The following is a 14,066-nucleotide window of genomic DNA, read 5'->3' as shown; positions in this document are numbered from 1 at the left end:
TATGAAGACTTTTTCAATAAAAATTGAGATAATAAATAATTTAATTTAATTATAAATTATTAAATATTAAAATTAAAATTAAAAAATTATGACAGAGAAATTAAATAGTTTCAAAAAAGGTAAATCTTTAACTATTTTTATAACAGGGGGCTCATCAGGTATTGGTTATGAAGCAGTTTTAAATTTAATTTCCCTTGGTCATAAAATAATTTTACCATGTAAAAATATATCTAGAGCGAATGAAGTCTTGATTAATATATTTAATCAATTACCAATTAAATTATCTAAGAAAGGAGAGATTTCTACTCCAATAATGGATCTTTCTGATTTGAAAAGTATTGACTCGCTATGTTCTGAACTTAAAAAAAAACGTTTAAAGATAGATGTCTTAATCTTAAATGCTGGTCTTCAATATACAGGATCAAAAACACCTAGAATATCAAAGCAGGGAATTGAATTAACTTTTGCAGTCAATCATTTATCACATTTCTATCTTACTACAAAGATTTTATCTTTGATGGATAGAAGTAAAGATCCAAAAATAATTATTACCTCATCAGAAGTTCATAACCCTGATAGTGCTGGCGGGAAAGTAGGAGCAAAGGCCAGCTTAGGAAACTTAAAAGGATTAGAATCTGGTTTGGGATTTGAGATGGTTGATGGGAATAAATTTAATGCTGATAAAGCATATAAAGATAGTAAATTATGCAATATTCTTTTTGCAAAAAAGTTAAGTACTTATTTGATGAGTAAAAAACTATCAATGCCAGTTATTGCTTGGGCACCAGGCTTGGTAATCTCTAGAAATAGTGGAGGATTTTTTAGGTATAGTAGAAAATATAATCAATTAGGACAAATATTATTTGCTTTTTTAGCTAGAGATATTTTAAGAATAACTATATCAAATAAAAAAGCCGGTTTAATTTTAAGTGATTTAGCTTGTATCTCTAAATATAAAAAATCTGGATTTAATTATTATAGTAATAAAATTATTTCATCAGGTAAATTTATTTTTGAAAAATCTGATATCAGTAAGGATGCCCAAAGAGAAGATTTATCTGATCATTTATGGGATTTATCTAATTTTCTAATAGATAAGATAATTAAATAAAAATCTCTTATTTATTCAAATGAATTGTTTGGGTTGGATATGCGAAGCTAATATTTTCATTTTGGAACTTCCTCATGATTTCTAGATTGATTTCTTGTTGTGCTGACATTGCTTGAAGATAATCACTAGTCGGAATGTAATAGACAAGTTCAAAATCAAGACTACTATTTGCGAATTCGATAAAATGACATCTGTCGAAGATCGCATTTTCAGTCTTGTCAACGATATTTTTAATCATCATAGGGATGTTTTTTGCTTGCTCATATGTAGTTTCATATACCACACCCAATTTATGAACTAGTCTTCTTTTATTCATTTCAGCATAATTTGATATTACTCCATTTGTTAATCTGCTATTGCTCATCACTATTGCTTCTCCGTTAATACTTCTTAAGCGTGTAGATCTAACACCTACGCTATCAACTTTTGCCCAGATTCCATCAATATGAATAAACTGTCCACTTTGAAATGGTTTATCAAGGAGGATCGTTATGTATTCGAAGAACTCTTGAACTGGCTCCTTTAAGGCCAGGCCAGCACCAATACCTCCTGCACTTAATAGAGCCCAAATAGCAGCCATTTGGACACCCATATTTTGAAGATAAAAAATAATTCCAAGACTCCAAACAGATGCCCCAACCATTGGACTAAGTGAGCGAATCATTTCACTAATAGATTGATCATTGATTTTGTTTGCCCATCTTTGGAGTATTTTAAAAAATACTCTATTTACAAATCTGACTATATAAATAAGGCATAGAAACTTACTAATACCTATAAATGTCTTATCTACTATTCCACCAATCAATAAAACTTTCCATGCAACTATGAAACTTAAGATCAACCCTAAAGGCTTAATAGTCTCAATTAAAAGATTCGCTATGTAGTCATCTGTTTTGCTTTGCGTGGCGGAGGTTATTCTCCTTAAAACCTTTTTTAGAATTTTTGGACTTACTAAGGAAATAATGCAACCTATGCTCAACGTAAGTAGTGAAATTATTATGTTTTTATACAAATCATTCATGATTCCATCTTTCTTTTCTTCAGACTGCCTGATAAAAATGATTTGTCTAGATATTTTCTTATTATTTAATTTGAAAATGAATTTTTTAAAATTTTACTAACCTCTCTAAATTCTTTTCTATTAGAGGTCTTGCATAATTCACATATTAGACTCTCCGTAGTAGATGCTACTGCTCCTGATAATATAAGCCTTAAAAAAGCAGTATTGTTATCTATTTCATTCCTGCTTCCGATAGCATCCCTTGGAATTAATATATTGAACCCTTTCTTTAAAAGATCAATCGATGTCTGAAGGATACATATATGACTCTCAATTCCACAAACTATAATATTTTTGAAATTATTTTTATTTATATAATTAAGAAAGTTCTTATTCTCGCTACAGCTAAATTCCATTTTTTCAAATTTAGGGTATTTATTATCACTTAAAATTGATTCTAAAGTCATTCCAAGCTTTAATGGATTTTGTTCCGTAATAGCGATATTAACATTGAGTAAATTGCATGTATCGATAAGCTTTTTTATATTAAATATTAATAGTTGACTTCCTTTAATATTATTAATAAGCTTTTGTTGAACATCTACTATGAGTAGTAGAGTTTCATTCTCTAATAATGTTTTACTATTATTATTTAATTTCTTTTCTGTAGGACATTGTCTTAAAAATTGATCCATTTAGAATTTCTTTTTATCTAATTTAAATATAAATCATTTAATATTCTTAGACATCATTTACAACTAAAATGCGTTCATGGAAGCCTCTGTGCATTGCAAGCTTTTCTCATTACGCTAAACTATTGAGAAAGCAAGGCTGATATTGGTTTCACCCTCTTCCTATCGTACCCACCCTTCTCCTTTTGAGTCAGGACTTCGTTCGGATGGCAAAAGAATGACCCCTCAAAGGAAAAAGGTTCTTTCTTTATTTGAAGAGATTGGATCTGGAATTCATCTCAGTGCGGAAGAGGTGCATTCCAAATTGACAATTTCTGGAGAGAAGGTCTCTCTTGCAACTATTTACAGAACTTTAAGACTCTTGGTTAAAATGACCTTCCTTAATGAGCTTGATTTAAGTGAGGGGGGTAATAGGTTTGAATTGCTTAGTCATGATCATCCAGATCATCATCATTTGATTTGTATTCGCTGTGGTAGAACTGAAGAGTTTGAAAATAATGCAGTGATTAATGCTGGTAAGGCAGCAGCTAAAAATTTCGGATTTAAATTATTGGAATCATCGTTAAACGTAAGAGCATTATGTCCGAAGTGTCTTAATAAAGAAACACTGGCTTTAAGCTAATTCTCCACCACAACTAGAACCAGCTCCAGCAGTACAGCCAAAACAATGATCTCCTGTTGAAATAGGATTATCCTTTAAAGAGACAAAAGGAATTAATAGATCGTCCAAATGTTTAATGTCACCATTTCTTCTCATTCCAAGTTGTTGGTTGAAATCACAATCATATAGATAACCTTTCCAGTCAACACTCAAAGTGTTTCTACACATTACGGAGTTAATGTTTCCAGGATTATGATTATCTTTAAGTAATTTATTATACTCTTTTAGTTTCCCAATTATCTTTAAATAGTTTTCATATCTATTAATTGGCATATTGGCTAACACAAATAAATTGGAGAAAAAAATACCAAACCTTTCTTTTAGTTCTAGTCTATAAGTATCCTCTAATTCTTTCTGGGATGGTGGAAGTTGTGGACCACTTGGATTATAAACAAGATTCAAAAGTAAACCTTTATCTTTTATTCCATAGCCAAGTGAGTTAAGCTTTTTAAGAGCTAATATGCTTTTTTCAAAAACACCTTTACCTCTCTGTTTGTCTACATTACCTTCGAGATAACAAGGAAGGGATGCTGTTATTTGTACTTTATTTGAGGCTAAAAAACTAGCTAAATTTTCATAACCTTGCTCTGTAAGTATTGTTAAATTACATCTATCCATAACTTCAACATTGAGACTACGTACTTCTTTTACTAATTGTTTGAATTTAGGATGAAGCTCGGGTGCACCTCCAGTAATATCTAATAGCTTAATATTGTTAGCCTTTATAACTTTAGGTATAAGTTTTATAATATCATTGCTCATCATTTCTGTTCTGCTGGGACTAGAATTAACGTGACAATGACTACAGGCTTGATTGCATTTATAACCTATATTTATTTGCAAAGTGTCAAGATAGTCTCTTTTTATTTCCGGGAACTTTGTTTTTTTTATTTCCATAGAGATCTAAATATAACTAACATATTTTGCCATTATAGTTAAAATATTTTTTAGGTGCAAATATTTTATTAATAAGTCAAAAGTTAATAGCTAATTGCTTAAACCACTCTATATATTCTTTTGGACCATCATTAATAACCATATCGAATTTTAAATCATCATTAGGATCGCTAATACCTTTCATGTCAATTCCATTAACTCTTGGCCTTAATACCTGATCGTTGGAGCTGTTAACAAATACAACTAGATTCTCTTTCTTATATGATTCTCCCAACTTTTGTATCAATGTTAAGAAACCTCTATCACTACCTCCTCTCAGCCATGAATTATCCTTATTATCTTTAACCGAGGTTACAGTATCACCAACACCTATTAACAATGGCATTTGATCGCTAGGAATTTTACGCTTGCATAGGTCTATTAATTTATTAAGTGTCTTTGGGGCATTTCTGACGTTGAAGTTTTCACCGAAAGGATAAACGCCGGTTTTGTTTGATATGTATTTATTTAATAGAAATAAAAGACCTGCTTCTTTTATTGCACCCTTGATAATAAACTGAATATCTGTTGTACCGAATTCATTTTGAGTTGCATATTTTATTATTTCTCTACCATTTTTTAATCCTAGATTTGGCATCAAATGAAGATAAAAAGATTTGTCTAAGCCACAATTTTTAGATTCTTCTATTAAATTATTCATTATTTTTACCATAATTAATTGTAAATCTTTTATTTTTATATAATCATTTTTCACGTAGCTAAGAATTTCATTAAAGTTTAAAGTTGGAGTAAAGCGGGTATCACAAACAGCTACATTGATAAATTTATTTCTTAAGTCATTTGATATATTTGGTAGGAATTCTTTTAATTCATTAGTTAACATTGAGCGCATTAACTTTGGAACTTTTGCTAGAAAGTTAATCTCATTATCCTGAAGGCCTGGATAGCATAAATTACTATATCTATCTTGAAATTCAACTCCACATGCAGCGAGGCCAGGTAAGTAAAATCCATTTTCTTTTGCTGTTGTTTTTGAATTAAGTGCCTTTTCAACTAAACGATTCACGCCTCTTCTGCCTTCATGCTCACCGCAGGTTAGAACTGCAAACTTCTCTCTTAATCTTGCAACGTCCTTCACGTATTCTTTGTCTATCTCTCTTTTGAGTGGGTCTTGAACTAGTGGAATACATACTCCGTCAAGATCCTGAACTATTAGAATATTTTTTTCCTTTATAATAGTGCTAATAACTTCTTCTTTCGTCTTGAACATTTTAATAAAAGAAGACTTTAAATATTAGTTTACTCTAGTTCAAATGAATATACACTTTTTTGATAGTTCTTATTCCTAAATGAGTATATAGATAAATATTCATTATTATAAAAACGCTTTTTAAAAGTTTCTTATTATTGTATATAATGCAATCGAATGAAAATAAACTGTGTTTGAAAAGAATTTAAGTAATAGCTTCTTTGATGAGCCTTATTCAACTGAGCCTTTAGCTAAAAGAATTAGAGAGGTTTTGAATGGAAAAGTAGGATTTTATAGTGTCGGCTTGTATCCTGCTTCTCTTGCCTACAACTGTGCATTGCAAAATGAAGGCTTAAACATTCTTTTAGCACCTAGAGACGGTAGAGAACTTTTCGGGGCTTTTTCTGATATTGATCTGTCTGAAATGGATAACGGTATAAAAAATAAAATTGAATCTATCGCAATTGCAAACTCTGATAAATCAGGAAGATATAATACTCTTGAAGACTTAATAATTAACTGTGAATTAGTTCTTTTGAGTTCAAATAGTAAACATATAATAAGCGATGTTGATTTAGCATTTAAGCTCAGAAAAAAACTTAAACGAGATAATGTTTTAATTGCATGCCTGGTTGGATCATTTTGCCATGACTACAATTTGAATGAATCTTTCGTTTTGTGTGAAAAATTAAATAATCTAGCTTTTTTTTCAGGGTTTCATCGACACGGAGCACTTCGTAACCCATTAGATAGCTTTACTGCTAATTTTTGTCATCCAGATGCTATGAATGCAATATTAGGTGCCAAACTATTAAATAAAATTTCACCTAATATTCAAGTTTCTGCAGGTATACATAACGTTGAAGGTCAATACATAAAAGCTGCTAAAAATATTTCTTCAATTTTGGCAGGTTTTGCTCATACTTTTCATAAGAATAATCCTGGATTACTGCCAACTTTATTAACTCTTTTATTAGATCAATGCCTGGATCAGGCTGCTTATGTTTCTATGAGTCGAGCAGATAGAGAGAGCTTATATACAAAACAACCCTTCCCTATCACTGAATTAGGATATGGTGTTCAACGTATAGAGGCTTCTTTACAGAAGGATGGAGATTTTGTGCAGATAAGAGATCATACTTTTTGTCAGTTGACTGCCATGGTTGCCGACGTGAGAGGGAGCATGATGTTGCCGGTAAGTGGTAAGCCAACTAGGAATTTTCAAGCTGGTCAAGTCCTCGCTGAGAAGATGATTGAGTATGGGAGGTGTCCAGAAGATGTAGACGAGTTTATAGAATGGTGCGCAAAATCTGGACTAAAGCGCGGAGCTTTAGAAGGAATAAATTCTTTAAATTATTGGCCACATATCTTGAAGAAATATTCAATTCCTTTGAATAACTCCTCAATGATAAATCTTTTATATATGTGTATAATGGGTCCTAATAAAATGAAGAAATATGTTTATAAAGTTATGACAAGTACTCGTGAACTAGCTAATTATTGTCAAGAGTCTGTTAGATCTTGCCAGAGCAAAAAAATATCTGATTCGCTAAATAATTTTCATTTAAAGTCTTCAATTGATTTTGTTACCAAGTCTTTAATTGATGATGATAGATCTTTTTTCGAATTAAGTGATATTGACTTTGGCAATCAAATAGAATCAGTAGACATTCCAATTTATAATAAGGTTATTGATTATATAGAAACTTATTTAATAAAGTCTGATTTGTAGATCTATTTTATGGATTTTAAAAAAATTAATTATATTACACAAAATTTTTTTTATAAAAGTAATGTCTTAAATATAGACTTAGTAGATTCTGGTTTTATAAATAAAACTTACATTATTGAATATTTAAGTAATGGTAAAAAGTCTAAATTTATCTTGCAGTGTCTTAGTAATATATTTGAATCTTATGATATATTAAATATGAATCATAATTTAATAACGGATCATATTAAAAATAAAATAAAAAAAAACTTAATAGATTTCGATTGCCGTAGATTCGAGGTCCCAAGTTTAATTAGGTGTGATTCTAATAAGCTTTTTTTGTTCCCTTATGATTCCGGTTATTGGCGAGCGATGGTGTATATAGAGGATACTTTTAGCTACGATATTTTAAAAGAAAAATCAATTGCTTATGAAATAGGCCTTGGTCTTGCTAAGTTTCATTTAATTTCCTCCGATCTAGATCTTACAAAAGTAGCTAATAGTATTAAAAATTTTCATAATACGACGTTCTATTTAGATCAATTTAATATAAGCATTAAAGATTATAACTTTATAAAATTAGATGATGATTTAAATAAAAGGACTCAAAAATTAATTATTAGTTTGTCTAATCATATTATATATGTTAGATCTTTATTAGGATCTTTAAGATATAAATCAATTGATCATAGTGTTATACATGGTGATCCTAAGTTAAGTAATTTTCTCTTTGACATTAAATATAAAGACGTTGTTTCTTTGATCGATCTGGATACGGTCTCCTCTGGTTATTTGCTTACTGATTTGGCCGATTGTATTCGTTCTATTTGTAATATGGCCGGCGAGGATCCAAGTGATATAGAGAATGTCTATTTTGATATTAATTGCTGTAAGTATTTTCTCAATGGCTATTTCTCAATACCACATCAAAAGGGTGATTACTTCTTTGGACTCATTCCCGAATTTATTTACTTGATAATATTTGAATTAACTATTAGATTCTTAACTGACTTTTTACAAGCAAATAGGTACTTCAAAATAAATTATCAATCGCAGAATCTATATAGAGCAGAGGTCCAATACCGATTACTTTCTAATTTCGTTACTCAAATTCCTATTTTGTCAAATTCACTGCATGAAATTGGAATTTCTTCAAACTCAACTTTTGTCTCAGATGTACAAAAAATTGTTTAGGGTTTTCACAAGACCCATCTAGTCACTAAAGTAAAATTGATATTTATTTTTTCTTGTGGCAAAGGAATTAACTCATAGGGCTGATGAGCTTAAACAATTAGGTTGGAATCAGGAAGATTTGTATAAATATATTGAATTATGGGATTACAGACAAAGGTGGGGCTCTATCAATTTGGAGAGGGAAGATCGGTTGTTTTTAAGAAAAGCAGAATCTTTATTGCCTGAGATTTCTAAAAAGAAAGTTTCAGTTAAAAAACCTCTCAAGGAAAAGTCATATTATTGCTGGATTCAGTTTTTCCTGAACGAAATGAATAACTTTGAGTCAAATGCAAACTTAGATGATGGTATGAGAGGGGTTTGGCCCATTTTTCTAGAGGAAGAACTTCGCGTAATCGATTATTTTGAACCAGTCCTAGGATTACCAGATACTATTAAAGCTAAATTAATTGCTCCTATTAGAGAGGATTTAGTCAAAACAGCTTTGCAGATCTATAAAGACTCAGTTATTACAAAGAAATTTGATTTCCAAGGAACTTTGGCTAATGCCAAAGTAAATGGTGAAAACGCTAGTTGGCGATCTCTAAGAGATAGTGATTATGAAGGTAATAAAGATTATCAAATTATTGATAAAGCATGTGTTCATGAATTTCGTAAAATAGTAAATGAAAAACTTTTGTCATTTATTAAAGAAAATTTGCCATCATTAGCTGAGTCGGATAAGTCTTTACCTCCTAATGATTGGATTGATTAGGTAGCCATTTTTCAACTTATGTGGCTAAAAAGAAAATAGAGATAATTAATTCTTTGACTTCCCAACGTTTTGAAACGCTTCAATTGCATGCAGGACAAGCCCCAGACCCTGCTACCAATTCAAGGGCGGTTCCTATTTATCAGACAAGTTCATATGTTTTTAACGATGTAGATCATGGTGCAAACTTATTTGGCTTAAAGGAATTCGGGAATATCTATACCCGTTTAATGAATCCTACAACTGATGTTTTTGAGAAAAGAATTGCGGCTCTTGAAGGAGGAGTCGCTGCTTTAGCTACAGCATCAGGACAGTCTGCACAATTTATCGCAATTACCAATTTCCTTACGGCTGGAGATAGTTTTGTGTCAACTTCGTTTTTGTATGGAGGTAGCTATAACCAATTTAAAGTTCAATTTCCTCGTTTAGGAATTAATGTCAAGTTTGCTGATGGGGATGATGCAGAGAGCTTTGAAGAACAAATTGATTCATCTACAAAAGCAATTTATGTAGAATCAATGGGTAATCCTAGATTTAATATTCCTGATTTTGAGGGACTTTCCAAATTAGCTAAATCTAAAAACATACCTTTAATTGTTGATAACACTCTTGGAGCTGCTGGTGCTTTGATTCGACCTATTGAACATGGTGCAGATGTAGTTGTTCAAAGTGCTACAAAATGGATAGGTGGTCATGGGACTAGCCTTGGAGGAGTAATTGTTGATGCAGGAACTTTCGATTGGGGAAATGGAAAATATCCTTTAATGAGTCAACCCAGCAATGCTTATCATGGTTTAGTTCATTGGGATGCTTTTGGATTTGGTAGTGATATTTGTGGAATGCTTGGAGTTCCTACAGATCGAAATATTGCTTTTGCTTTAAGAGCTAGGCTTGAGGGCTTGCGAGATTGGGGCCCTGCAATTAGTCCGTTTAATTCGTTTTTATTACTTCAAGGATTAGAAACTTTAAGTTTAAGAATAGAAAGACATTGCTCTAATGCTCTCTCATTGGCCAAGTGGTTAGACGAACATTCAAAAGTTGATAATGTTAGTTATCCAGGATTGCCTACGGATAAATATTATTCAAGAGCCTCTACTTATATGACCAATAGAGGAAAAGGTTCCATGTTGATTTTCTCTCTAAAAGGTGGTTTCGATGATGCTGTAACTTTTATAAACTCTTTAAAACTTTCGAGTCATTTAGCAAATGTGGGCGATGCGAAAACATTAGTAATTCATCCTGCTTCAACAACTCATCAACAATTATCTCCTGATGAGCAGTTATCAGCAGGTGTTACTCCGACCATGGTTAGAGTTTCAGTTGGAATAGAACATATTGAAGATATTTTAGACGATTTTGAGCAGGCCCTTAACTTAATTTAATTTCTCAAGTTGGTATATAGCTATGGCTTTAATACTTCCTCGTAGTTATCATAAAATATCCTCAATTGAAAAAAATCATATCTCATGGATTGAGCCTGAATTAGCAAAAAGACAGGATATTAGACCTCTTAGGATTGGGATATTAAATATTATGCCTTTAGGAAAACAATATGAATTTAATTTATTGCACCCGTTGGGACTGTCGCCTCTCCAAATAGAACCTATTTGGATAAGATTGAAATCCCATTCATATAAAACATGGGATTTAGAACATTTGAAAAACTTGTATATTTACTGGGAGGATGCAATGTCTCCAACGCCTCTAGATGGTTTGATCATTACTGGGGCACCTGTGGAACATTTACCGTTTGAAGAGGTTAATTATTGGAAAGAATTAGTAAGTCTAATTGAGGAATCAAAATTAAAATGTGCAAGTACCCTAGGCTTATGCTGGGCTGGTTTCGCTATGGCATATATGGCTGGAGTTGAGAAAAATATTTTTAATAAAAAGCTTTTTGGTGTATATCCAATGAGAAGTCTTGTTCCTAGCCATTCTTTAATGGGAACACAAGATGATGAGTTCTTCTGTCCTCAAAGTAGACATGCTGGTTTACCTGACATTGAAATGGAAAAAGCAGAAAAGGAAGGCAAGCTAAGATTATTGGCCTATGGGGAAAAAGTAGGATATACAATTTTTGAAACTCCTGATCAAAGGCAATTAATGCATTTGGGACACCCCGAATATAATGTTGACCGATTGAAATCTGAAATGGATAGAGATAAAAAAAGAGGTGATGTTCCTCCGCCAGAAAATTTTGATTTGACTAAATCAAATACTTCATGGCGATCACATAGGAACTTATTATTTCAACAATGGTTGTGGTTCTGTTATCAACGTGTAAGCCTAAGTGTTTAACTTAATTGAATTTTTTATGATATTGATTCTCTGAGATAAATATATTTAACTATTTTAAAGGTGGCATTAAATTTCTTGGATCATGAATGCCTTTTAATTCTGTTAATGTTGGAAGCCAATCTTTGAAAGCTGTTGATAATTCTCTTTTATGCCAAGGTAAATGAGGGTGTATTTGCGCAAGGTGAACGCCAGGGCATATGAATTCTAGATTATCCCAAGCCTCTTCCATCCATTTGAGGGTTAATTTTCTTTTTGATTGATCGTAGGCGTCCCAAGCCCCATTAATCCAAGGTTTCCAAATCGCTTCACGATGGATAAATGAAGTATCTAGATCAGTTAAATGTGTTATGCCTCCCAATTGTTGTGAAGCTACATAACAGCTTTTGTTAGGTCTTTTATTGATTAAATCTTGAATGATTTTTAATACTTGTGGATTATTCTTTTGCCAAGCAGGACCTAGTAACCCAAGAACTTCAGAATGGTTTGAATTATTATTTTTATGATTTCCCAAGCTTAGATTTGGTAGAGAAATCATATCGTGGACTTTATTAATTGTTCGATTTCGCGAATATGGCAATCTTTCTAATAAGTTTATTAATGAGGACTCATCATCAGTATTTATGGGTTCGCCAATTGCATGAGCAAAAATATCTTCTCCATAAATCCATTGAAAGCTGAGTGAATTAGGCCAACTTTCGGCTTGATTAATACATTCTGAAAGCTGGGAAAATGAAAGGTTTGCTGTCCAGCTTAATAGTGGTCTTAATGGCTGAGTTTTTAGCTTTACTTTTGTGATTATGCCCAGAAATATTGCGGCTCCGCAAAGGGCTTTCCATTCTAAATATGATTCTTTTTGTCTGGTTGGTCGTAATAAGTGAAATTCCTTACCATTTCCCCAAAATCCTTTAATTTCTATGATTTGATCAATTGCTAATCCTCTGTTTCGACTAAGTGGACTTATTCCACCGGTCAAGATATACCCTATGCCTGTTTTTCCGGATAAACCAATTGGGAAACTTCTTTTATGCTTTTTTAAAAAACCTGATAATTCTCCCATTGTTACCCCAGCTTCAATTTCTACGTGCTTTTTATCTAGATCAAAAGATATATTTTGGTAGTTTTTCCTTAGATTTAAAATCCAATGTTTATCTGCTGCCGCTCTGCTTGTAGTCCCTCCACTAGAAACTAAAAAAGGATTGGATGTGTCTTCCGATGATTTCAGAAATTTGAATAATTCTGGGTTGACTGTTTCAAAAACTCCAAGGACATCACTGTCATTGGAATTTTGGTTTTGTAGTGTTATTAAATCTTTAATAATCTGCTCCTTTTTCTATACTGAGTTTCTTAACTTGATATTTTATAAAACTATATTCAATTAAGTAGATTACTAGGTGAAAACATTTTGATTTCCTCGGCTTCAACTAAAGATAAATATCCATCTAATATTGGAATTGTTTTATGCGGTCATGGGAGTAGAGATCCTAATGCAGTAAAAGAGTTCATTAATGTAGTAGATAAAATAAAATCTAGAATACCTAATATTCCAGTTGCATTTGGATTTCTGGAATTTAACCGTCCAATAATCAGCGAGGCCTTAGATCAACTTAGAAATATGGGAGTAGAGAGAGTAATTGCTTTGCCAGCAATGTTATTTGCTGCGGGACATACTAAAAATGATATCCCCGCAGTTTTAAATAAATACTCTTCTGAAAAGGGACTTCCCATCCAATATGGTAGGGAGCTTGGTCTGAATTCTTTGATGATTGGAGCAGCAGGAGCAAGACTCCAAGAAATAATTGACAGTAATCCAACTTTTCCGCTTTCTGAAACATTGCTTGTCGTAGCGGGGAGAGGATCTTCAGATCCTGATGCAAACTCAAATGTTTGTAAAATCACAAGGATGCTTGTCGAAGGATTTGGTTTTGGTTGGGGAGAAACCGTTTTTTCAGGAGTAACATTCCCTCTAGTTGATCCTGGCTTGAGACATTCTCTTAAACTAGGCTTTAAAAGAGTAATTCTTTTACCCTATTTTCTTTTTTCTGGAGTTTTGGTAAGTCGTGTTAGAGATCATTCTTTGAGAGTTTCAAATGATAATCCTGATGTGAAGTTTTTAAATGCAAGTTACTTATCAGACCAAGATTTAGTTATTGATACTTTTATGGAAAGAATTCAGGAGGTTTTGAAAGGAGAAAATTTTATGAATTGTTCCTTATGTAAATATCGCTCTAGTTTATTAGGTTTTGAAAGTGAGGTTGGATATGAGCAGATCAGTCATCATGATCATGTTGAAGGTTGTCTAGACATTTGTCTAGATTGTGGCGTTGAGGAATGCAAATGCAAAAATAAGAAGGAAAGTTTCTCAGGAAATACAATACACGAGCACTCACATGAACATTTTCCTTATCCACATGCTGAGCATCCTTTAGGACCTGTCACGCTTAGCTCTTTAAATCAAAGCCAAATATAAAAAAAATAGGTTTAAATTAAAGAATCAATTGTCTC

General features: G+C 32.1%; 13 protein-coding genes. 8 read left to right on the top strand and 5 right to left on the bottom strand.

Going from position 1 to position 14,066, the window contains the following annotated elements; all coding sequences use genetic code 11:
- Positions 1–88 precede the first annotated feature (88 nt).
- Complete coding sequence (locus tag SIB75_RS07515; RefSeq protein ID WP_413682667.1) at positions 89–1,111, top strand: SDR family NAD(P)-dependent oxidoreductase; 1,023 nt, start codon at positions 89–91, stop codon at positions 1,109–1,111.
- Between the two features lie 7 nt (positions 1,112–1,118).
- Here SIB75_RS07515 and SIB75_RS07510 read toward each other — a convergent pair whose 3' ends face one another.
- Complete coding sequence (locus SIB75_RS07510; protein WP_413682666.1) at positions 1,119–2,135, bottom strand: mechanosensitive ion channel family protein; 1,017 nt, start codon at positions 2,133–2,135, stop codon at positions 1,119–1,121.
- A 65-nt stretch (positions 2,136–2,200) separates the two neighbouring features.
- Positions 2,201–2,809 (bottom strand): isochorismatase family protein, encoded by a 609-nt coding sequence (locus SIB75_RS07505; protein WP_413682665.1) that lies wholly within the window; start codon positions 2,807–2,809, stop codon positions 2,201–2,203.
- 136 nt (positions 2,810–2,945) lie between these two features.
- Here SIB75_RS07505 and SIB75_RS07500 point away from each other — a divergent pair, with 136 nt between their 5' ends.
- Positions 2,946–3,428 (top strand): Fur family transcriptional regulator, encoded by a 483-nt coding sequence (locus SIB75_RS07500; protein WP_413684830.1) that lies wholly within the window; start codon positions 2,946–2,948, stop codon positions 3,426–3,428.
- Here SIB75_RS07500 and arsS read toward each other — a convergent pair.
- Positions 3,420–4,364, bottom strand: a complete 945-nt coding sequence (arsS, locus tag SIB75_RS07495; protein ID WP_413682664.1) for an arsenosugar biosynthesis radical SAM (seleno)protein ArsS — start codon at positions 4,362–4,364, stop codon at positions 3,420–3,422. The genes SIB75_RS07500 and arsS overlap by 9 nt on opposite strands.
- A 76-nt stretch (positions 4,365–4,440) precedes the next feature.
- Positions 4,441–5,640, bottom strand: coding sequence for a glucosylglycerol 3-phosphatase (gene stpA, locus SIB75_RS07490; RefSeq protein ID WP_413684828.1), 1,200 nt, complete (start codon positions 5,638–5,640; stop codon positions 4,441–4,443).
- A gap of 163 nt (positions 5,641–5,803) precedes the next feature.
- Between stpA and SIB75_RS07485 the strand changes: the two genes are divergently transcribed.
- From SIB75_RS07485 to SIB75_RS07465, 5 genes are all read left to right on the top strand, one after another.
- Entirely contained in the window at positions 5,804–7,345 is a 1,542-nt protein-coding gene (locus SIB75_RS07485; RefSeq protein WP_413682663.1) for a hypothetical protein, read from the top strand.
- A gap of 198 nt (positions 7,346–7,543) precedes the next feature.
- Positions 7,544–8,518 (top strand): phosphotransferase, encoded by a 975-nt coding sequence (locus SIB75_RS07480; protein WP_413682662.1) that lies wholly within the window; start codon positions 7,544–7,546, stop codon positions 8,516–8,518.
- Between the two features lie 55 nt (positions 8,519–8,573).
- Positions 8,574–9,269 (top strand): hypothetical protein, encoded by a 696-nt coding sequence (locus SIB75_RS07475; RefSeq protein WP_413682661.1) that lies wholly within the window; start codon positions 8,574–8,576, stop codon positions 9,267–9,269.
- 53 nt (positions 9,270–9,322) lie between these two features.
- Positions 9,323–10,648 carry an O-acetylhomoserine aminocarboxypropyltransferase/cysteine synthase family protein gene (locus SIB75_RS07470; RefSeq protein ID WP_413684826.1) on the top strand — a complete coding sequence of 442 codons (1,326 nt, stop codon included), beginning with the start codon at positions 9,323–9,325 and terminating at the stop codon, positions 10,646–10,648.
- Between the two features lie 22 nt (positions 10,649–10,670).
- On the top strand, positions 10,671–11,564 hold the full coding sequence (locus SIB75_RS07465; RefSeq protein ID WP_413682660.1) for a homoserine O-succinyltransferase: 894 nt from the start codon (positions 10,671–10,673) through the stop codon (positions 11,562–11,564).
- A 49-nt stretch (positions 11,565–11,613) separates the two neighbouring features.
- On the opposite strand, the gene SIB75_RS07460 is transcribed toward SIB75_RS07465, so the two are convergent.
- Positions 11,614–12,786 (bottom strand): FAD-binding protein, encoded by a 1,173-nt coding sequence (locus tag SIB75_RS07460; protein WP_413684824.1) that lies wholly within the window; start codon positions 12,784–12,786, stop codon positions 11,614–11,616.
- A 180-nt stretch (positions 12,787–12,966) separates the two neighbouring features.
- Here SIB75_RS07460 and SIB75_RS07455 point away from each other — a divergent pair, with 180 nt between their 5' ends.
- Entirely contained in the window at positions 12,967–14,031 is a 1,065-nt protein-coding gene (locus tag SIB75_RS07455; RefSeq protein ID WP_413682659.1) for a sirohydrochlorin chelatase, read from the top strand.
- The last annotated feature ends 35 nt before the right edge of the window (positions 14,032–14,066 follow it).

Origin of the sequence: Prochlorococcus sp. MIT 1011, assembly GCF_047305235.1 — a bacterium.
GTDB lineage: Bacteria > Cyanobacteriota > Cyanobacteriia > PCC-6307 > Cyanobiaceae > Prochlorococcus_B.
The sequence above is the reverse complement of the archived record's forward strand: the minus strand, read 5'-3'. Positions and strand labels throughout refer to the sequence as shown.

What these genes read in the sequence shown, in the direction of transcription:
- SIB75_RS07515 (WP_413682667.1), top strand. Translation starts at nt 89, where the DNA reads ATGACAGAGAAATTAAATAGTTTCAAAAAAGGTAAATCTTTAACTATT.
- SIB75_RS07510 (WP_413682666.1), bottom strand. Translation starts at nt 2,135, where the DNA reads ATGAATGATTTGTATAAAAACATAATAATTTCACTACTTACGTTGAGC.
- SIB75_RS07505 (WP_413682665.1), bottom strand. Translation starts at nt 2,809, where the DNA reads ATGGATCAATTTTTAAGACAATGTCCTACAGAAAAGAAATTAAATAAT.
- arsS (WP_413682664.1), bottom strand. Translation starts at nt 4,364, where the DNA reads ATGGAAATAAAAAAAACAAAGTTCCCGGAAATAAAAAGAGACTATCTT.
- SIB75_RS07480 (WP_413682662.1), top strand. Translation starts at nt 7,544, where the DNA reads ATGAATCATAATTTAATAACGGATCATATTAAAAATAAAATAAAAAAA.
- SIB75_RS07465 (WP_413682660.1), top strand. Translation starts at nt 10,671, where the DNA reads ATGGCTTTAATACTTCCTCGTAGTTATCATAAAATATCCTCAATTGAA.